This is a genomic window from Salinispirillum sp. LH 10-3-1, from assembly GCF_030643825.1.
In the GTDB taxonomy this organism is placed as follows: Bacteria; Pseudomonadota; Gammaproteobacteria; order Pseudomonadales; family Natronospirillaceae; genus Salinispirillum.
Genome location: NZ_CP101717.1, coordinates 1,329,868 through 1,350,290, shown reverse-complemented (window position 1 = coordinate 1,350,290; position 20,423 = coordinate 1,329,868). Strand labels below are relative to the sequence as shown.

General features: G+C 51.9%; 15 protein-coding genes and 1 tRNA gene. 6 read left to right on the top strand and 10 right to left on the bottom strand.

The genetic code is table 11. From position 1 onward, the window contains the following. Positions 1 to 16: 16 nt before the first annotated feature. Together NFC81_RS05980 and NFC81_RS05975 are read right to left on the bottom strand one after the other, a co-directional pair. Positions 17 to 1,135 carry a phosphoserine transaminase gene (locus NFC81_RS05980; RefSeq protein ID WP_304996618.1) on the bottom strand — a complete coding sequence of 373 codons (1,119 nt, stop codon included), beginning with the start codon at positions 1,133 to 1,135 and terminating at the stop codon, positions 17 to 19. A gap of 46 nt (positions 1,136 to 1,181) precedes the next feature. Next, a tRNA-Arg gene (locus NFC81_RS05975) sits at positions 1,182 to 1,257 on the bottom strand. A 159-nt stretch (positions 1,258 to 1,416) separates the two neighbouring features. Between NFC81_RS05975 and NFC81_RS05970 the strand changes: the two genes are divergently transcribed. Next, complete coding sequence (locus NFC81_RS05970; protein ID WP_304996617.1) at positions 1,417 to 1,959, top strand: UPF0149 family protein; 543 nt, start codon at positions 1,417 to 1,419, stop codon at positions 1,957 to 1,959. A gap of 103 nt (positions 1,960 to 2,062) precedes the next feature. On the opposite strand, the gene NFC81_RS05965 is transcribed toward NFC81_RS05970, so the two are convergent. The 3 genes from NFC81_RS05965 to dsbD form a co-directional block, all read right to left on the bottom strand. Continuing rightward, positions 2,063 to 2,371 carry a BolA/IbaG family iron-sulfur metabolism protein gene (locus NFC81_RS05965; protein ID WP_304996616.1) on the bottom strand — a complete coding sequence of 103 codons (309 nt, stop codon included), beginning with the start codon at positions 2,369 to 2,371 and terminating at the stop codon, positions 2,063 to 2,065. 11 nt (positions 2,372 to 2,382) lie between these two features. Beyond that, a complete protein-coding gene (locus NFC81_RS05960) occupies positions 2,383 to 2,895 on the bottom strand; it encodes a hypothetical protein (protein ID WP_304996615.1) in 513 nt (170 codons plus the stop codon). A 75-nt stretch (positions 2,896 to 2,970) separates the two neighbouring features. Further along, entirely contained in the window at positions 2,971 to 4,737 is a 1,767-nt protein-coding gene (gene dsbD, locus NFC81_RS05955) for a protein-disulfide reductase DsbD (protein WP_304996614.1), read from the bottom strand. A gap of 184 nt (positions 4,738 to 4,921) precedes the next feature. Here dsbD and NFC81_RS05950 point away from each other — a divergent pair, with 184 nt between their 5' ends. Then, positions 4,922 to 5,269, top strand: a complete 348-nt coding sequence (locus NFC81_RS05950) for a hypothetical protein (RefSeq protein ID WP_304996613.1) — start codon at positions 4,922 to 4,924, stop codon at positions 5,267 to 5,269. A 6-nt stretch (positions 5,270 to 5,275) separates the two neighbouring features. Next, the gene (locus tag NFC81_RS05945; protein WP_304996612.1) at positions 5,276 to 5,839 is read left to right on the top strand and encodes a TMEM165/GDT1 family protein; all 564 of its coding nucleotides are present in this window, start codon (positions 5,276 to 5,278) and stop codon (positions 5,837 to 5,839) included. A 28-nt stretch (positions 5,840 to 5,867) separates the two neighbouring features. On the opposite strand, the gene NFC81_RS05940 is transcribed toward NFC81_RS05945, so the two are convergent. From NFC81_RS05940 to NFC81_RS05920, 5 genes are all read right to left on the bottom strand, one after another. Then, entirely contained in the window at positions 5,868 to 8,999 is a 3,132-nt protein-coding gene (locus NFC81_RS05940; RefSeq protein WP_304996611.1) for a type I restriction endonuclease subunit R, read from the bottom strand. A gap of 17 nt (positions 9,000 to 9,016) precedes the next feature. Then, entirely contained in the window at positions 9,017 to 10,330 is a 1,314-nt protein-coding gene (locus NFC81_RS05935; protein WP_304996610.1) for an McrC family protein, read from the bottom strand. Further along, a complete protein-coding gene (locus NFC81_RS05930; protein WP_304996609.1) occupies positions 10,330 to 12,690 on the bottom strand; it encodes an AAA family ATPase in 2,361 nt (786 codons plus the stop codon). Before NFC81_RS05930 ends, NFC81_RS05935 begins: the two co-directional genes overlap by 1 nt. A gap of 125 nt (positions 12,691 to 12,815) precedes the next feature. Continuing rightward, positions 12,816 to 14,111 (bottom strand): restriction endonuclease subunit S, encoded by a 1,296-nt coding sequence (locus NFC81_RS05925; RefSeq protein WP_304996608.1) that lies wholly within the window; start codon positions 14,109 to 14,111, stop codon positions 12,816 to 12,818. Next, a complete protein-coding gene (locus NFC81_RS05920) occupies positions 14,101 to 15,672 on the bottom strand; it encodes a class I SAM-dependent DNA methyltransferase (protein WP_304996607.1) in 1,572 nt (523 codons plus the stop codon). The genes NFC81_RS05925 and NFC81_RS05920 overlap by 11 nt, the downstream gene beginning before the upstream one ends. A gap of 268 nt (positions 15,673 to 15,940) precedes the next feature. On the opposite strand from NFC81_RS05920, the gene NFC81_RS05915 reads away from it, so the two are divergent. From NFC81_RS05915 to NFC81_RS05905, 3 genes are all read left to right on the top strand, one after another. Further along, positions 15,941 to 17,749, top strand: a complete 1,809-nt coding sequence (locus NFC81_RS05915) for an ATP-binding protein (RefSeq protein ID WP_304996606.1) — start codon at positions 15,941 to 15,943, stop codon at positions 17,747 to 17,749. Next, positions 17,746 to 19,110 (top strand): sigma-54 dependent transcriptional regulator, encoded by a 1,365-nt coding sequence (locus tag NFC81_RS05910; RefSeq protein ID WP_304996605.1) that lies wholly within the window; start codon positions 17,746 to 17,748, stop codon positions 19,108 to 19,110. Before NFC81_RS05915 ends, NFC81_RS05910 begins: the two co-directional genes overlap by 4 nt. 259 nt (positions 19,111 to 19,369) lie before the next feature. Beyond that, on the top strand, positions 19,370 to 20,329 hold the full coding sequence (locus tag NFC81_RS05905; RefSeq protein ID WP_304996604.1) for a TAXI family TRAP transporter solute-binding subunit: 960 nt from the start codon (positions 19,370 to 19,372) through the stop codon (positions 20,327 to 20,329). Positions 20,330 to 20,423: the final 94 nt, after the last annotated feature.

Below are 20,423 nucleotides of genomic sequence, written 5' to 3'. Positions count from 1 at the left end.
TGTACCCCAATAGGCCTCAACTGGCCTGTATTTCTTGGTAAGCCCAATCGAGCCAAGGCAGTAACGCTGTTAGATCGCTACTTTCGACGGTCGCACCGCACCAAATACGCAGTCCCGCAGGCGCGTCACGGTAACTGCTGATGTCATAGGCGACGGCCTCCTGCTCCAACAGCTCGACCATTCTTTTAACTTGAGCGGGCGTAACATCCAAGGTAAAACACACCGACGTATTAGAGCGTAAGGCAGGGTCTTCGGCTAGGAAGTGAATCCACGAACGCTGCGCAACGAACTCGCTCAATACCGCTAGGTTGGCCTCTGAACGAGCGATTAAACCCGGCAAACCGCCAATTGAAGCAGCCCAGTCGAGCGCATCGACATAGTCGACTACACAAAGCATAGACGGTGTATTGATGGTTGAACCCTTAAAGATACTCTCTACCAGCTTGCCGTTATTGGTCAAACGAAACAACTTGGGCATTGGCCAGATCGGGGTATAGCTTTCCAACCGCGCAACCGCACGCGGTGATAGGATCATGACACCGTGTGCCCCTTCACCACCCAATACCTTTTGCCAACTGTAAGTCACAACGTCCAGCTTTTCCCATGGCATCTCCATGGCAAAAACGGCTGAAGTGGCGTCACAGATAGTCAAGCCTTGGCGGTCCTGCGGAATCCAGTCACCATTGGGCACCTTCACACCGGAAGTCGTGCCGTTCCAAGTGAACACCACATCGTGATCAAAATTCACCTTCTGCAAATCAGGTAGCTGACCATAGTCGGCGCTCATGGTGCGTACGTGGCTCAGCTTAAGCTGGGTTTCGATGTCATTGACCCAACCCGCACCAAAGGCTTCCCACGCCAACACATCAACCGGACGCTCACCCAACAGCGACCACATAGCGATCTCCATTGCACCGGTATCCGAAGCTGGCACGATGCCCACACGATAACCTTCCGGCAGGCCAAGCACTTGATGCGTTTTATCAATGGCGTCCGCCAATACAGCCGAACCCAGCGCTGAACGATGTGACCGCCCGAGCACTCGCAGATCAAGCTGACTGACATCATACCCCGGACGTTTGCTGCAAGGTCCGGATGAGAAATTGGGGTTATTGGGACGAACGCTGGGCTTCATTATGTCCTCTGCAAGCACGGGCGCTAAGATGGCACCGAATGGAAAGTGGTCCCCCCACCAGGACTCGAACCTGGATTTAACCCTTAGGAGGGGCTCGTTCTATCCAGTTGAACTATGGGGAGAGCCAGAAGCCTGCGCAATACCGGCTTCCGTAAGGTCGGCAATTCTAGTCGGTATTTTTATCACATACAAATAGAATACCGCGCCGGTAATCACTACACTACGAGCCTAAATGACATCACCACACAAGGATGCCTCATTGAGGTGTTCGGAGACTAGGCATGACCGATTTACTGGAAAAAATGACCGACACGCTGGATGAGCTGGCGGGTGAAGACACACTGGATGGCATGTGTGTGCACGGCGCACTGACCGCATGGGCAATCAGCGGCGGCACAAAGCTACCAGCTGACTTCGCCGCTCACGTGTTTGGCGACGACTTAGCCGACGTGCCAAAGGACGAATTAACTCAACTCGAAGCGCAGTGGCAGGAAATGCTGGATCTGATCCACGCCGCACTGTACGACGATACCGATCTGGAACTGCCCTTCGACATCACCCTAGACTGGGAAGACTCCGAACAGCAGGCCTGGGCCGTAGGCTTCATGGAGATCGTATTTGCGCACGAAAACGCTTTTGCCGAAGCCGACGAAGACGAGTTCGCCGAGTTGTTGTTACCGATTCAGGTGGCGTCAGGCTTGTTTATGGAAGAAGACATCTTCGCTGATGTCTATAAAGACGATGACCTATTAATCAGCTTCCTGAATCAGGTGCCAGAAGTATTGGTCGACATGTACCTGCTGTTCAACTCGCCGGAAAAATAACACGATAGAGTATGCGCCACCGCTGACGAGTTTCAACTCCGCCAGCGGGCGCGCAACTGTCTTGGGGAAGGTTTTAACGCCGCCAGCGTGAGCGCCATCGTTTTTAAGCGCGCTTGCTTCCGCCTAGGCAATCTGGCGACGCTGGCGCCGCCCCCTGCCACTCATCCGGCGCAAAAGCATGTATTGCCAGTGCGTGCACGGGTCCTGCCAGCTCCTGCTGCAACGCGTTGTACACCATTTGATGACGGCGTACCGGTGTCTGACCACGTAAGCTTTCCGCAACAATCGTCACTTTAAAATGCGTCTCTGAATTGGGCGGGACGCTGTGCTTGTGGCTTTCGTTCTCAACCGACAGATGCACCGGGTTCAAAGCATCCTGCAGTTTCTCGATGATGGTGTCCTGTACGCTCATGTACTACCTCTTTAGCGTTGTTGACGCTGGGCTTTCCGCAATAACCCATGCGTATCAATGTAAGTCTGCTGCAAAATGCGCGCATCGTGCCCCGCACGGTGACGTCGCCCGTCGTGCGCGGCAAAAAGATCGTCTCGGGTTTTGTCCCAGACGGCCAATTGCTCGTCTGCCAAAATACGGGTCAGGGTGTCGAGTTGAAACGCTTGGCGACATCCAGCGTAATAAAACAGCAATGCTAACCAGCTACTGTCTACACCCCAACCATCAGAATATACCGTCTGCCCTTCCAACAGAACATTAAGCTGCTCCGCCACTTGGCGCGGCGCAAACCCTTTCTCCAGCAACAGTTCGCGCGACAACCCATGCAAACGCTCGGCTTCATCGCTCCAATGCGTCCAGTCTGGATGCGGCGCTATCAAATAGCTGACGACGGTACCGTCAGGCATCGCTACTCCCACCTCTATCGGATAGCTGCCGCGTCCGAAGCCGGAGGCCTCAATATCCAATATGGCGGGAATTCGCAATGCTGTTCACTCCTTAATTCCAGTGCGAACTGAAAGCACTGACACAATACTACTCAGTATTGAACCTGTGGCCGGTCAGATCAAGCCCATGTGGCGCAAAAACTGTGTTTTACTGACTTCACCCTGCACTGTGAGCCCTGTTTTCCAAACCCCTTCTTGATCAAAAAAGAGGATGGCTGGCGGCCCAAAGAGCCCATATTCGTTCAGCAGCGCCTGTTGTTCACGATTATTCTGCGTCACATCAATCTGCAACCAACGATAGTCGGTCAACAGCGCTTGTACATCATCCTGACTAAAAATAGTGCGTTTCATGACTTTACAAGAGATGCACCAGTCGGCATAGAAATCCAACATCACGGGCTGGCCGCTGTCCGCCGCCTGTGCCAACTGCACCCGCAATTCCGCCACATCGCCAACCCGATAAAACGGATTCACTTCTGCTTGCGTCGAAGCGCCACCGGCACCACCCGCTCGGGCAACAGGCTGCAGTGGATTCGTTGCGCCACCCAGCGCCCCCCACAGTGCAGCCACACCGTAGATCAACATCAGTAGCCCAATGGCCTGCCGGAAGCGATGAACCGGTTGACGAAACGCATCAAACACCCCTAAAGCCACGGCGTAACCCAACGCCAACAGCCCCCACAGGGCCAGCGTGATAATCGGGTTTAACCACCGGCTCAACAGCCAGATAGCGACCCCCAAGAGCAACACGCCAAAGAAATTCTTTACCTGCACCATCCAAGGCCCACTGCGCGGCAGCCAACGCGCACCACCCACGGCCACCAGAATCAACGGCATCCCCATGCCCAATCCCAACGCCAACAGGGCGAAGAAGCCCAGCGCCATGTCACCGGTCGCCGAGATATAAATCAACGCACCGGCCAGGGGAGCACTGACACAGGGCGATACAACCAACGCGGACAGACTACCAATCACTGCAATACTGGCAAGATTGCCCCGTTGAATGCGGTTTTGTAATCCGGTAATCGCTTGGCTCATACCAGCGGGCAACTGCATGGAAAACACCCCAAACATCGCCAGCGCCAACAAAGCAAATACCACCGCAAAAACCGTCAACACCCAAGGCGTCTGCATGGTCGCCTGAATGTTGCCAGCCGCACCGAGCGAAGCGGCCAGCAACCCCGCCAAGGCGTAGGTCAACGCCATCGCCACGACATAGGTCACTGCAATCGCAATGGCGCGACCTGTGCTAGGGCGATTTTCTCCCATCACCAGGGCCGACATGATAGGCACCATGGGCAGCACGCAAGGGGTAAACACCAAGCCCACACCCAACGCAAAAAACAATCCAATCGACAACAGCAACGAGCCCTGTGTTAAAAAACCCGCCAGGCCACCACCGGTCAGGTCACTGGGCAATCCGCGCGCCGTGGCGGAACTGCTCACATTGGCATCGGCCATACCCGAAGGGTCAAAGGTGACGGTACGTGCCTGTGGCGGATAACAGAGTCCAGCTTCAGCACAGCCCTGATAATGCACCGTGAACGTCACCGGCTGATCAGCAACGACAGGTACTGTAAGGGTGAGATAGTCATAATAGACATTCAGTGTTTCATCGAAGAACTCGTCGTACTTCGCAATGTAGTGATTCGGCAGTTGTACATCACCCATTTGAGCCGACTGCCCGGGGCCCATCTCAATGCGTGTGCGCTCTTTGTACATGTAGTGTTCGGGTTCAATAACCCAGTCTACAACCAACTCGCCACGATCAGAGTAGTGAGACATGCGCAGCGCTTCATCCACCGGCAAAAATGTGTGCGTCTGAGCGTACACTGCCCCGACGGACAGCCACACCAGCAGAAATTGGACAACCTGCTTCAAAATTCACCTCTACCACATGAAAAAGAGACCGCTATGCTCGCACAGCAAGGCCATGAGCGGCGCCTATTTTATAACAATTTCGTGATACGGGTCGTGCTCTGGTTTTGTAAAGGCACGGGTTTGGCGATACTCTATCACCCTCATCGGATCACCTGATCGATCTTTGGCCAACGGAACAGTCACCATGCTCAACCTCAGTCACCTGCGCAGCCTGCTAAAAGGCGTGGCAGAAACGCGCTCTACCCTACCCTATCAAGCGGTGATCAAGGCATTGGCGTTGAAGTCACCCGCAATGAAAACGCTGACGCAGGCGCTGGAAACCTTACAATGGGAAGACGCCGTACTGGGTCGTCCGCAGCTAACTTCGGTTGTAGTACAAAAAGGTAAAGAGTTCCCACGGCCGGGTTATTTCCTGACGGCCAACACGCTCAATTTGTACGCCGGACCGGAAGACGGCACTGAGGCGGAGATGTGGCACCAGGACCAATTAGAAAAAGTCTGGGAGCTTTACAGCGACGACGAGCCAGCCTAAGTAGCTATGGAGGCTTTTCTCTACTCAACGCTCGCCGTCACCCTGGCCGAAATCGGCGACAAAACCCAGCTGTTGTCGCTCTTCCTGATAGCGCGCTTTAAGCGCCCATGGCCTGTGCTGTGGGGCATTATCGTTGCCACGCTACTCAACCACGGCGTTTCCGCTTGGCTTGGTCACTGGATGGCTGGATTACTGCCTGCGCACTGGTTGCCGCTGATTGTTGGCGGCAGTTTCATTTTACTCGGTGCTTGGGTGCTGATACCCGACAAAGACGATGGTGCAGACTCGCGCTGGCTGGGCATGGGGGCTTTTACGGCGTCCTTCGTACTGTTTTTCATTGCTGAAATCGGCGATAAAACCCAGGTGGCTACCGTGCTGCTGGCCGCACGTTTCGATAATTTAGTGGCTGTTATCATCGGCACGACGCTGGGAATGGTGTTGGCTAATGCACCAGTGATCTTCGGTGGACAGTGGTTAATGCAGCGCGTTTCCCTCACATGGATACGCGGACTTTCCGCAGCGCTGTTTATGCTGTTCGGGGTGTTGGCATTGCTGCACGGGTATCGATAAAGCGATGTGGACGGTAGGTGCGCTCGATTCACACCCACTCTTCTCCCAATGCCTCTGCCTGCTGTAACACGAGCTGAATCGCTTCCTCAGCTTGGTCTGGCGGGTACTTATATTTACGCAGGATACGCTTAACCATCAGTCGCAAACTGGCACGCACGCTCTCACGCTTACTCCAATCGATACTGATGTTCTTACGCAGATTTTCGGTAAGCTCATGAGCAATTTTCTTAAGCGTTTCGTCCCCCAGCTCCAGTACAGCCGCTTGATTGTTCACCAAAGCATCGTAAAATTTCACCTCGTCATCTGACAAACCGAGTTCTTCGCCACGCTTGGCTGCTTCGCGGAATTTCTTCGCCATCTCGACCAATTCTTCCATGACCTGAGCGGTTTCTATGCTGCGGTTTTGATAACGAATGACCACATTGATGAGCATCTCGGAGAATTTCTTTTGCTGAATTACGTTACTGGCAAAGCGAGTCTTTATCTGACCTTCCAGCAAGCGCTCCAAAAGTTCAACCGCCAAGTTGCGTTCAGGCAGGTTTCGCACCTCATTCAAAAACTCATCATCTAACAGTCCGATATTGGGCTTATCCAAACCGACCGCATCGAAAATATCCACTACCTGATCAGACACTATGGCCTGACCGATAATCTGCCGAATTGCCTGTTCCTTTTCTTCATCACTGCGCTTTTTATTACTGATTTCGCGCTTAGTCAGCAACACCTTCACGGCCTGCAGAAAGGCAACTTCCTCTCGTACCGCTTTAGCTTCGTCCAGCGTACAGCACAAGCTGAAGGCTTTACTCATGGCAAGCGTCGTATCGGCAAAGCGCCTCTTTCCATCCTGAACGCCCAGCACATGGTTAGCCGCACCAGCAATCAACTTATGGCTACTGACGCCAAAGTCACCATAGTCAAAGCCATGCAGCATACCGCGCAGTATGTCGAGCTTCTCTTCCAGCACTGCCCAGGCTTCTGCAGCATCCACGGTAGGTTTACCTCGGCCATTGCTGGCGGAGTATTCCTTAAGAGCGGCTTTAAGCTCATTGGCGATGCCTATGTAATCCACCACCAAACCACCTTGTTTGTCTTTAAATACCCGATTTACGCGAGCAATAGCCTGCATCAGGTTGTGTCCTTTCATCGGCTTATCGACATACAAAGTATGCACGCAAGGTGCATCAAAACCCGTCAGCCACATATCGCGCACGATCACTAGCTGCAACGGATCTGCCGGGTCTTTAAAGCGCTTCTCCAGTCGCTTTTTCACCTGCTTAGGGTGAATGTGTGGCCGCAACAAGGCTTTGTCGCTGGCTGAGCCAGTCATAATCACTTTAATACCGCCCTTTTCGGGGTCATCGTCATGCCATTCTGGGCGCAGCGACACAATTTCGTTGTACAGGTGTACACAGATCTCGCGACTCATCGCGACCACCATGGCTTTACCCTGCTGAGCTTTATTTCTTTCGTCAAAATGCGCTACTAGATCTTGGGCAACCTGCTGAATACGAGGTGCAGCACCGACTACGCGCTCAAGCGCTGCCCACTTACTTTTCAACTTACTCTGCTGCTCTTCCTCTTCGTCCTCGGCCAACTCGTCTACGTCATCATCTACTTGCGGCAATTCATCCTGCTTCAGGCTGAGCTTTGCCAAACGCGACTCATAGTATATGGCCACCGTAGCACCATCTTCTTTCGCCTGCTGCATGTCGTAGATGTGAATATAATCGCCAAACACCGCACGAGTATCACGGTCTTCACTGGATACCGGTGTACCGGTAAAAGCCACAAAAGTAGCGTTGGGTAAGGCGTCACGAAGGTGCTGTGCGTAGCCAACTTGAAACACGTTGTACGTCGCTTTAGGCTCTGCTGCCTCTCTGACGTGGGTTTTTTCTTTCAACTTGGCATCAAAGCCGTACTGGGTGCGATGCGCCTCATCAGCAATCACCACGATATTATGTCGAGTGGAAAGCACTGGGAACTTATCCTCATCAGCACCCGGAGCAAACTTTTGAATAGTGGCAAAGACAATCCCGCCCGAAGGTCGGTTGCTGAGCTTTTCGCGTAAGTCTTGCCGCGTATCCACCTGCACTGGTTGCTCGCGCAATAAGTCTTGCGCCAGCGAAAATACGCCAAACAACTGGCCGTCAAGGTCATTACGGTCGGTGATCACGACAATGGTCGGATTTTCCATCGCGGCTTCACGCATCACCCGAGCAGCAAAGCAAGTCATGGTAATGCTTTTACCACTGCCCTGAGTATGCCACACCACCCCACCTTTGCCTTTATGCTTGGCCTGCACATCATCACGCGAAGCGGTCACCACCTGCTGAATCGCCGAGCGCACCGCATGGAACTGATGATAACCGGCTATCTTTTTTACCAGGGTGCCATCGTCTTCAAACAACACAAAAAAGCGCAGGTAATCCAGCAAGTACTCTGGTGCAAACACGCCATGCACCATGGTTTCCAGTTCATCAAACTGCCCCAAAGGATCCAGGTTAGCGCCATCTATGGTACGCCACTGCATAAAGCGCTCAGCATTGGCCGAGAGCGAGCCCATGCGCGCTTCCGAGCCATCGCTGATCACCAGTATTTCGTTGTACTGAAATACATCAGGGATTTGTTCTTTGTAGGTTTGAATTTGATCGAACGCCTTCCAGATGTCGGCATGCACATCGGCCGGGTTTTTTAGCTCAATCAGCACCAGCGGCAAGCCGTTAATAAACAGAATGATGTCTGGCCGGCGCGAATGCTTCGGTCCTTTGAGGGTGTATTGGTTGGCCGCTAAAAACTCATTGCTGCCGGGGCTGTTTTCCCAGTCAATCAGCTGAACAAAATCACCACGGGTTTCACCGTCTTTTTGGTACTGCACCGGCACGCCGCTTAACAGCAGGTTGTGAAAACGTCGGTTGGCTGACATCAGCGCCGGTATACCCAGCTCCTTAAGCTGAGCCAGCGCATCATCTTGAGCTACTAGGGGGATATGGGGATTTAAGCGGGCAATCGATGCCTTAAGGCGTTCGAGTAACAAGGGCTGCACATAATCAGCGCGCTCGGCAGCGGGTCCGTCCGGGGCAATGTCATAGCCATTAACCGGTGTATAGCCAACCTCGCTCAGCCATCCCAGCACTTCCTGCTCTAACTGGTCTTCCGTCATACCACTCCCCAATACTTTCAGCCTACTCGATGTATCGGCTGCGGGTTACTCTGCTGCAGCTGCACAATCAAATTGAACGCTGCATCGTCGTCTTCAAGATCAAAAGGCAGTACCAAAAGCCTGAGTTGATCATTAAAACAAAATTCTGCCAAACGAGTACCACTCGGAAACTTTTCCCATGCGGGATAAATCAGTACCAGCGTGCCCTCACCGCCCAGATAATATTGACCATAGGCAAAAAGCTGATAAAAATCCTGGTGGCTTAACCCATACTTTTTTTCCCGATCCGCGACATCAAGTAACTTCCACTTGGTATCCAAGATCCAACGCTTTGCACCCAACTTAAGTTGCAAGTCTGGCTTTAACTGAAAAAAGTCTTTGCCTTGGTGTGTACATAAATACTTGCTGGCTAGCTGGGTATTCACTTCGCCTTTGATACCCGGCATGCGCTGGGCCGCTGCACCAAGTTCAGCGGCAACATAGCTTTCAAATAAGCGCTCCATCGGGAACAGCATGCTAATGCCCTGCCACTGCCCTTGCACTGCAAGGGGCACATGCTGGCTAAGCACAAACTCGCACCAAGGCTTGATCGCCTGATAATGCGCCATCAAGCGATCAGTGCGCCAGAACTTAAAATCACTTTGAAAATCCGTTGATACCGGCAATTCTTGCAGCATGCTTTGCAGTTCATGCGCTAAACGCCAGTTGTTGTTATCTTGCGTAGTTTTGCATACGCGCAGCAGTGCCGCTTTAAGCAACCGGTTTTCTGGCCGGTCGGCGGAAAATACATCATGGCGGATATGAAACACATGCTCGCGCCCAGGCGGTTGGCGCAACTGCTTTACTACATCTAACTGGCCACGCAAAAATCGTTGTTGCTCTTCTACCCGGTGGTAGTCAAAACGCAAACCACGCTTTATCAAATGATCCAGCTCGGTTAAAAACTGCTGCATTAACCATTCAGGCAAGGGCGCATCAAAGCGCTCTATATCGGTATGCTGTGTTTCACGTTGCTTAAGCTGCATGGCATTTAAAATAAGCTTACGCAGCAACATACGGGCGCTACCAACACATTCGCCCTCAACCCTGTGCTTAGGCAATATCTCAATTACCTGGCCGCAGGGCGATTCCAGCACACCAACATAGTTATCCAGCCGCAGCCACTGCTGATCATCAAGCTGCAACAATTGCAAACCGTTGGCTTTAAATTGCTGGCCCAGCTTTACCAACCAGCTAAAGGCTGACACCGGTATGTGCGCTTGATCCAGCGTATTCGCAGCCAGAGGCGCAGACGTTAGGCGAGCATATTCGCGCACCACGACCGGCTGCATTAGGCTTCCGGCCCCGTTACTTCTTTTTCAGCTTGGTAAATACGTTGATAGGCTTCAACCTGCATAAATGCGCTGGTATTTATGCGCCAGCACTCACGTGGCTTAAATTGTGCCACGCTAGGGAACAGCTGTTGCGCATCGATTTGTTCATCGTTGACCACAAAGGCAAAAGAAACTGATTTAGTCTGGTCGGCCAGTATCCACCGAATGCGCTGCCAGTCTTCAAAGAAGTACTCCTGCAGCAGCGGCAAGATGTTTTGCGAGAATATATCTGCCAGCCGTTGCAGGCTTGGGCTATCAAAAAGCGGCATAAAGTAAGCATGGCCAATACAGTGATCGCGATCCAGCAGTGCCGTGATACGCTGGTTCATCACCCGCAGCATTTGTCCAATATCAATACCTTCAACCATCAGGCCATCTAACAGTTCCGGCTTGGGTGGCATTTCGACAAAAGTAAAACGGCGGCGCAACGCTAAATCTAGCCCGGCTAAAGAGCGGTCGGCCGTGTTCATTGTGCCAATGATGTAGAGGTTGCTTGGCACTTTAAATCGCTTTTTCGAATACGGAAGAACGACTTCAAGCTCTTCACCTGCTCCGGCTCGCTTGCTGGGCTCAATCAATGTGATGAGCTCACCAAAAATCCGCGAAATGTTGCCACGGTTAATTTCATCAATGATCAGAACTCGCGCATTCGGTGCTGTGCCCTTCAGTTTCTCGCTGTTCACAGAAAGCATGAACTGAACAAGGGGTGCCAAAACATTCTGATAACCATTCACCAGGTAAGGTTCCAAATTTGAACCTGGCAACTTCTCTATGGCTGTTTTCTTTCGAATATCCTCGACGGTTATTTTACCTTGGCGAACCGCCGTTGCTAACTCATCAAGCATGCTCATGGCAAAAGGCAGTAAATTATCGTTGGGCTTTTTAAGCTCAACCAAATCGGGCGTTACCCTGACAATTTTGTAATCTCGTCCTATTACTTGCCCAATACTGAAATTTGCTGAGCTTGCAGCAGATGTTTTCGTACCCAGCAGGGTTTCAAGTTTTACTTTGTCTAAGCTGGGTTTCTTCAGCTCATACAATGTCATTTGGCTAAATTGTCCGGTGAGTAGCTCTGTATGCGGCAACGAAGGTGTGAATTGACGTAACCACTTCACTTTTCTTTTCTGTGCATAACCATCGTCATAGTCTGGGTGTGGATGATAATCATAGTCACCAGTGATTTCCGCGATTGCACGGAACTTAAAATTTCCATCACTCACTACAACCAAATCACCCAACTTCATTTTAGTGATGAAGATGCTCACGCTGGTTAAGTTGTAATCATTATTGCCATTTAAGCTTATTCCTTGCTGCTCAAACTGAGCTCGGATCTCAGCTCTTGTGTTACAAGCAGAAAAGTCTATGTTGTCACCATAGCCCAGTAATATACAGTCGTTCTCAATACACTCGTCGTAGATGCTAGCATCACTGCCTAAGGTGTTACCTAAGGACATTTTCCAAACCCTTCGGCCTGACAAATCAACCGGTGCTTCGGCTTGTTTTGTGACCCGAACGTCTGCAAGCTCGCACAAGCTTTTAAAAACACCATCTACCACTTGATACTGAATTTGTTTGGTTACCTCATCTGCCTCCGCCCTAATACCCTCAACGAAATCCTCATAGCTAAAGCTTTGATGAAAGGTCACAAACTGGACGTAGTTGTCATGGTGCAGAAGGTCAAACCGCGCTTTTAACACCTGACGCGCATTTTGCTTTTCTGCAGGAGTTCTAGACGGTTGCATCATGGCATCATAGTCCGCTACTGATTCAGGATCGAGAATGGCAAGCGCAGCTCGAATTGTTTCGTAGGTTTTTCCAGTGCCGGGCGGGCCATAGAGAATTTGGTTCAGGGGCAAGGTTATACTCTTAATTATTTTTTCCTTATATAGCAAGTCATCACTTACTTCGTAACCATAATCATCGGGGTTTAAACCACTGCCCTCCAACTTGTGTTTTACAGCCGAGAACACTTCACTGTTCTCAGCAAAAAATGCTGTTAGTTCTGAAACGGTTCGATGACTGCTTGGAGTGAGAACAAAAGTGGAGTTCAGTTGGCTTTCGCTAGTCTCCAGTTTCGGCTCATCCCAGCCTTTGCGACAAAAGACATACAGAACCGGCTGACCTGCCTTACTGTCTCTAGTCTTACGGCCAATTCGAACGTCGATGTATTGTTTATCCATCCCGCCAGTTAACCAAACATCAGCATTAGGGAATGTGGCCCTGATTACAGTAATTGCAGCACTAAACCATTCATGGTTTTTTTCAGTCTTCATCCGTTGTAAAAATTCACGCGCTTCCGGATTAGAAAAACCTTTCATAAACACTCCCTGCCCATTATTTGACACAACAGATAACTAGAACTTGATTACTGCTGTAGCTTTTCGAATACAATTCTAGCCTCCAGCGTGGCTATCAACCCACTGAGTTGATTGTTGAGCATGATTTATGACACCTCTACCAAAACTACTTCAGCCTCTGGCAAACGCAACTGGCCGGAAATTAGACGGGGAAGTAAGGTGTCTCGCAAGTTAGCGAGTGTTTGAGCTTTCCTATGATTAGCTGAAATACTTTGCTGTATTGGGGTAACCACTTGCGAAAATGCATTAGCGACTCTCTCATCTGGCATTGCAATAGTAAAACTGCCTAACACATCATTTTGAACACGTTGTCGCCCGCTGGTACCTGACATACTTTGAATTGCAAAATCTCTGAAAACCGATTGTCTCGCCAATAAGTAGCCATGAAAATCTGGTAATGGTGCTTTTGGCTTCAAGACAACAAACTCTGTGGATCCCCAACCAATTTCATCAGGATCTAAAAAATCAACGAATGCCGTTTTACCATTTTCAAGGCATGGTGTAATTCGCGCCAGCAAAGTGTCGCCATTGCAGAACTTTGTACCTGAACCAAACTCCCGTTCAATAACATCTGCTGTAACATGGCCTTGTGTCTGAACACTGGCCATATCCAAGTATTTCGCTACCGCCCCCTTTTTTAGTTGTCTTTTAGGATTTATTTCATAAGCTTCAACAAGTTGCTTCCACTCCCACCCCTCCGGTATCAACCCCTGCGGGGATTCCACCAGGCGGGAGGGGAATAGCGCTTGGATGTCAGCTGGCAGGCTGGGGGCTTGCGTGCCGGCATTGGCGTGCACTGGGTCAAAATCGACAAACCAGGATTTGAACAGCGCCTGGGCGATGGCTTCTAAGGTGGTGTTGGTTTCGCGTAGCAGGGCTATGCGGTCGTCTATCAGGGTGAAAAAGTCAGCAATTTTCTTTTGATTATTTAAAGAAGGTATAGGGAACTCTAAATTCCTCAGCACTTCGAGATTAATGTTCTCCTGAACACTTCCATAAGCCTTGCTTTTAACCGAAGCTCTAAACGCTTGGAAAATATACTCGATAAATCTAATGTCTGCTTTTTTAGGATCTGCCGTAAAACCGACAACACTATCAGGAAAACATGCGGGAAATGTTAATAGGCCTGTTTCCGCAATATTGGCAGCAATAGTGATACAAAGCGTATTGACTGGCCATAACCTACTCTGCGCCAATCCTGCCTCAGAATAAGTTTGCCGATATGTAGTTATTCTCCCTCCTGATGCTGTAACGTCACCAGTTTGAATGAAAGGATAAGGACCACCGTATAAATGAGCTGCATCACGCGGTCGATGCTTCGACTTGCCCCGATCGAATGTTCCAAGTGTCGATAACTTCTGCAATACCCACTCAGAACTCATACCCCAGCCCTCCCAGCTTCTGGCGGATTAACTGGTCCAACTCTGCGCCTTTGGCCATTTGCTCGCCAAGCTTTTCGGTAAGCACAGTCATCTTGTCGGCAAAGGCTTCGTCGCAATCTTCCACTGCTTCCGCGCCAACATAACGCCCTGGTGTGAGTACATGGCCGTGTTCGGCAATCTCAGAAAGCGGCACGCTGCGGCAAAAGCCGGGAATATCGGTGTAACCCTGCTCAAAGCCTTCGACGTTGGATAAGTCATCACCGCGCCAGGCTTTTACGGTATTGGCAATGCGATCAATGGCGGCTTGATCAAGTTCGGTTTGCACGCGGCTGATCATCTTGCCGAGTTTACGTGCATCAATAAACAATACTTCGCCTTTACGCTGCTGCTTTTGCTTGGTTAAAAACCACAAACAGGCTGGTATTTGGGTGTTAAAGAACAGCTGGCCCGGTAGCGCGACCATCACCTCCACCACATCGGCATCGACCATGGCGCGGCGGATCTCGCCTTCGCTATTTTGGCTGGAACTCATCGAACCATTAGCCAGCACAATGCCGGCGCGACCATTGGGTTTTAGGTGATACAGCATGTGCTGCAACCAGGCGTAGTTGGCATTACCCTGTGGCGGTGTGCCATAGACCCAGCGCGGGTCGCCTTCCAAACTGCCGTGCCACCAATCGCTGATATTAAACGGCGGGTTAGCCAGAATATAATCGGCGCGTAAATCGCTGTGCTGGTTTTTAATAAAGGTATCAGCAGGCTCGCGGCCTAAATTAAAATCGATACCGCGAATGGCCAGGTTCATTGCCGCTAAGCGCCAAGTGGTCGGGTTAGACTCCTGGCCGTAAATAGACACATCGCCCAGCTTGCCGCCGTGGGCTTCAATAAACTTCTCAGATTGCACAAACATGCCGCCACTGCCACAGCAGGGGTCGTAAACCTTGCCCTGGTGTGGGTCGAGCACCGCTACTAAGGTATTAACGATAGACTGCGGCGTGTAGAACTGGCCGCCCTTTTTACCCTCGGCACTGGCAAACTGGCCTAAAAAGTACTCGTATACCTGGCCCAAAATATCGCGCGCTTTGCTTTGGTCTTCACCAAAACCAATGGTGGAGATCACATCCACCAGCTCACCCAACTTGCCATCGGGCAGCGGCGCACGGGCGTAGCGTTTATCTAAAATGCCTTTTAAGGTAGGGTTTTCGAGCTCGATCACGGCTAAGGCATCATCAATGCGCTTGCCAATATCGGCCTGCTTGGCATTAGCGCGCAGGGCTTCCCAGCGCGCACCTTCCGGCACCCAAAACACATTGGCCATTTTAAAATAGTCGCGGTCTTCCAGCTCTGCCGCTAAATCATCTTCGCTGGCATCGGCAAAATACAGCTCGTCTTTTGGGTCTTTTAAACGCTTAAGCAATTCTGCCCGGCGGCCGGCGAATGAGTCAGAGATAAATTTTAAGAAAATCAGCCCCAGTACAATGTGCTTGTACTCGGCGGCATCGACGTTGGCACGCAGTTTATCGGCGGTGGCCCACAGGGTTTTCTTGATGTCTTGTAGCATGGTTTAGGTATGTCCGTATGTCGTGCATCACGCACGCATTGTATTCATGCCCGGTGAGGGCAACATGGAGAATCAAACTAACTTAACGCATTTAGAATCAACAGGCTAGCAACGCATCGCCTTATATAAGCTTGTTTAGAACAACGCGAAGTCGAAACAAATTGCTGTGGAGTTCAGACTGTTCGGGGTGTTGGCATTGCTGCACGGGTATCGATAGCAGATAATGTTGCTGGCGCAAGCCTAACTCACAACAATAACAGAGCCCGCCATGACTTCGTTACTCGCTTCGAAATTCGGCACCCCTCTGGGTTATCGACATCTGCCACGCCTGTTGGCGTTGGGTTTTTTGGTGGCTCTGGTGCTGCTGGCGATGACCAATCACCTGCTGATGTCACTGGAAGTGAATCGTACGGCTGATCGGTCGGTGCAGCGCATGGGCGCCTACAAAACATCATTGCAAGCCACCATTAATCGCCATCACTATTTGCCACGCATATTGGCGTCAGATCCACGGATCGAACACGCGCTGGCGGAAGGCACGCAATACGAGCCCGGTGATGGTGCGGTGCAATACATATCCGAGCTGCTGCAAAGTATCAATGCGGAGGCCCAATCGGATGAAATCTTTCTGATGGCACCCGACGGCATGACGTTTTGGTCCAGCAACTTTGATACGGTGCACAGTTTCGTTGGCAGCAACTACGGTTTCCGCCCTTATTTCTTATCCGCCATCAGTGGTCAACAAGGCTTCTACTTTGCTGTAGGGGCAACGTCCGGCGAGCCAGGCTTGTTCCTCTCGGCCCCCGTGCGCAATGCCGCCAACGATATTCTGGGCGTGATTGTGGTAAAAATTGACTTGCGACCGTTGGAACACAGCTGGATGGAGTCCGGCGATTCTGTCTGGGTAACGGATCGCGAGGGCATTATTTTCCTCTCGTCGTCTGAACGTTGGCACTACAAAGCGACCAGGCCTTTGTCGGAAACGCACCTCGACCTACTGGCCAGTACGCGTCAATACGGCATGACGCCGGTTACCGAATTGTCGCGTTTACCCGATTGGAATACGCCGCAATGGGCAGCATTTGATCTGGGAGACGTCGGCGAACAGATGGCCTTTTCTTCCGCCATTAACGGCTACCCATGGGACATGCACCTAAGGCTGCCCATGGCCGACATTCGCCAACAGGTACGCATCAAGCAGGGGCTGCTGTTGCTGTGCATGGCGGCCTTTGCTGGTGCGCTGCTCTATTACCGCGAGCGGCATAGACGCCATGAAGCTCAGCGCGCTCTGGAGCAAGCCAATGAAGTGTTGGAGCATCGTGTTGAGGAACGCACTCGAGACCTGCGCGAAGCGCAGAACGCCTTGGCGCAAAATCAAAAACTGGCGGCTTTGGGGCGTATGTCGTCGGCCATTGCGCATGAAATCAACCAACCCATTACCGCTCTGCGCAACTACACCGCCAGTAGTCGTCTGTTGTTGGAGCGCGGCAAAACGGACACGGTGAAACAGAACATTGAAAAAATGGATGCCTTAACCGAGCGCCTATCCGCCCTGTCGCGCCAGCTGCGCATCTTCGCCGGCAAGCGTAACACCGGCAGTGGTCATGCGTCGCTGCACTCACCAGTGCGCTATGCGCTGGACGTAATGCAGCCACGCTTGGAAGCGGAAGGCATTGAGTGTCACATAGACTTGGGAACCGAACGCTGGGTCTTAGCCAACACCATGATGCTGGAGCAGATTCTGGTTAACTTGATGGGCAATGCGGTGGACGCACTGGCCGGACACCCAAACCCTCTCATTCGCGTTCAGCTCGCGATGACGGGAAAATCCAGCGCCTGCCTTTCCATTCACGACAACGGCCCCGGTATGGATCGCGAGTTACAAACTAAGGTCTTTGAACCCTTCTTTACCACCAAGTCGGTGGGCGACGGCATGGGCTTAGGGCTCGCAATCAGCTACAGTCTGGCCCACGATATGGGTGCCGAATTGACCGTGCAAAGTGAACCCGGCTCCGGCACAACCTTCTCGCTGACCTTTCAAGCCGTCGTTTCAGAACCCGCAGAGGAGCCCGCATGAACAATACGCTGTCGGCCGTGATCATCGACGATGATCCCGCAGCCCTTGAGTCACTGGCCCAATGGCTAAATCTTGCCGACATTGAGGTGCATCCCTTTGCCAGCGCGCGGCAAGCGATGGCAATGCTGACCGCGGACTTCAATGGCGTGGTCATCAGCGACATTCGCATGCCCGAGATGGATGGCATGAGCCTACTCAAAGCCACCGACCGCAACATTCCGGTAATATTGATCACCGGCCATGGCGGTATAGCGCAGGCGGTTGAGGCCATGAAGCTGGGGGCCTACGACTTTTTAGAAAAGCCCTACAACCCGGAGCGCCTGGTCGACATGGTGCGGCGCGCCTGCGAACAGCGCCAAGTGTCCTTGGCAACGGCGCCACATAGGCCGCAGAACGATGATCAGTCGGCCTTGGAGCACATTATTATTGGCCAGTCCGATACGCTGCACACTCTGCGCCAGCACATTCAGTCGCTGGCGCGCGTAAATGCCGATGTGATCATTTCCGGTGAAACAGGTACAGGTAAGGAGCTGGTGGCACGGAGCCTACACGACCTGAGTATTCGGCGTGACCATCCCTTTGTGGCCATTAATGTGGCGGCCATTCCGGAAAACCTTCTCGAAAGTGAGCTTTTTGGTCATGAGGCCGGCGCCTTTACCGGTGCCATTAAACAACAGCCGGGGATCTTCGAAGCCGCTAATGGCGGCACCCTCTTTCTGGATGAAATTGAAAGCATGCCGATGGCATTCCAGATCAAACTGTTGCGCGTGCTGCAAGAGCGCGAAGTCACCCGTGTTGGCTCACGCCAGAGCATTCCGCTGAATGTACGCATCGTATCGGCCACCAAAGAAGATTTAAGGCAGGCAGCCAATGCCGGCCACTTCCGCGAAGACCTCTACTACCGCCTGATGGTCGCCGACATTCATCTGCCGCCTTTACGCGAGCGGCCCGGTGATATTCCCTTATTGTTTGGCCATTTCTTGCGCGAGGCCAGCAACAACAATCAAGTCGACATGCCGGAACTGAGCTACGAAGATTTGGTCGCTCTGGAACTGCATGACTGGCCCGGCAATGTGCGAGAGCTTAAGCATACTGCTGAGCGCTACCTGCTGACACACAGCTTCAATGACATCTCGGTGCAGGAGCTGCTGCAACTGGGCTCCACCAACCGGACCGCCCCAACGAGCGAAGAAGGGTCGCTCAGTGCCCGGTTAGAGCAGGTAGAAAAGGCTCTACTGAGCGCCGAACTGGCGCACCACAAGGGCTCCATCAAGGAGGTGATGGAAGTACTGGACCTACCACGACGGACCCTAAACCAGAAAATGCAGAAGTACGGTTTGCGCCGCGAGGACTTTATTTAAAACACCGCACAATTTGCTACTTCGGGCTCTGTAAAAAGAAGTGTTTTAGATGCTCAAATAGGCTGTTTTTTGCTTATCATTTCAGCGCCAATAGGCTATTTTTTGCTTACTAGAGGCTTGGCCGCCACCGAAAGCCGCATGGTTCCTGAGGTTGCGGTTGTGGCATAACCCTTGCTCTATTGATAGTGGACGTTACTGATCGCCCGTTGGGCACAGCAACTTCGATACAACAAAAACAACAACACAATGGAGACTACACATGCGCAAATTAAGCGTAGCACTCTGTGCAACTCTGGCGCTGGGCTTCTCAACGGCCCAAGCACAAACCACTCTGTCGATTGCTACCGGTGGTACCGGCGGCGTTTACTACCCGATTGGCGGGGGTCTGGCCGAGCTGATTGGACAACACATTCCAGGCTACAGCGGCGCGGTAGAAGTGACTGGCGCGTCGGTCGAAAACATGGGATTGATTCACCGTGAAGATTCCGACCTAGCTATTGCTTTGGCTGATACCGTGTTTCAGGCTTATAACGGTACAGGCCGCTTCGATGGCCGCCCACTGGACGTAGTGGCACTGGCTTCGATTTATCCCAATGCAGTTCAAATCGTAACACTGGCCAATTCAGGCATTACTTCATTGGACGACTTGCGTGGCAAGCGTGTCTCTGTGGGAGCACCCGGTAGCGGCACGGAGTTGAATGCTCGGGCGTTGTTAGAGTCTAACGGCTTAAGTTACGACGACATGAGTGTGCAGCGTCTGAATTTCAACGAGACAGCCGACGCCTTGCGTGATGGCGACATCGATGCCGGTTTTTGGAGCGTGGGCCCACCAACCAGCTCAATTTTGAGCCTGGCAACACAGCGTGATATTCGTCTGGTCAGCCTGACAACGACACAGATTCGCAACGCTCAGTCGGTGGAACCGGTCTTCGCACCCTACGTGCTCCGTGCAGGCTTATACGAAGGCGTTACCAGCCCGACTCAATCAGTCAGCATTCCTAACGTACTGACAGTTAACCCTGCGATGTCGGAGGAGCTAGCGTACCAGCTCACCAAGCTGTTGTTCGAAGAAGTCGAGTATCTGCGCGCTATTCACCCCGCCGCAAATGACACCACGGTGGAATTCAGCCTGACTTCAACACCTATTCCAATGCACCCTGGTGCACTGCGTTACTACGAAGAAATTGGGGCGGTTATCCCTGATCGCCTGCGCGAGTAACAGGCCAAAGAAATACTGACGTGTTTCTGGGAGCCGACCCTTGGGTCGGCTCCACGTCGATTGTTTTCAAGACTATTCGTGCCTTTGGAATAAT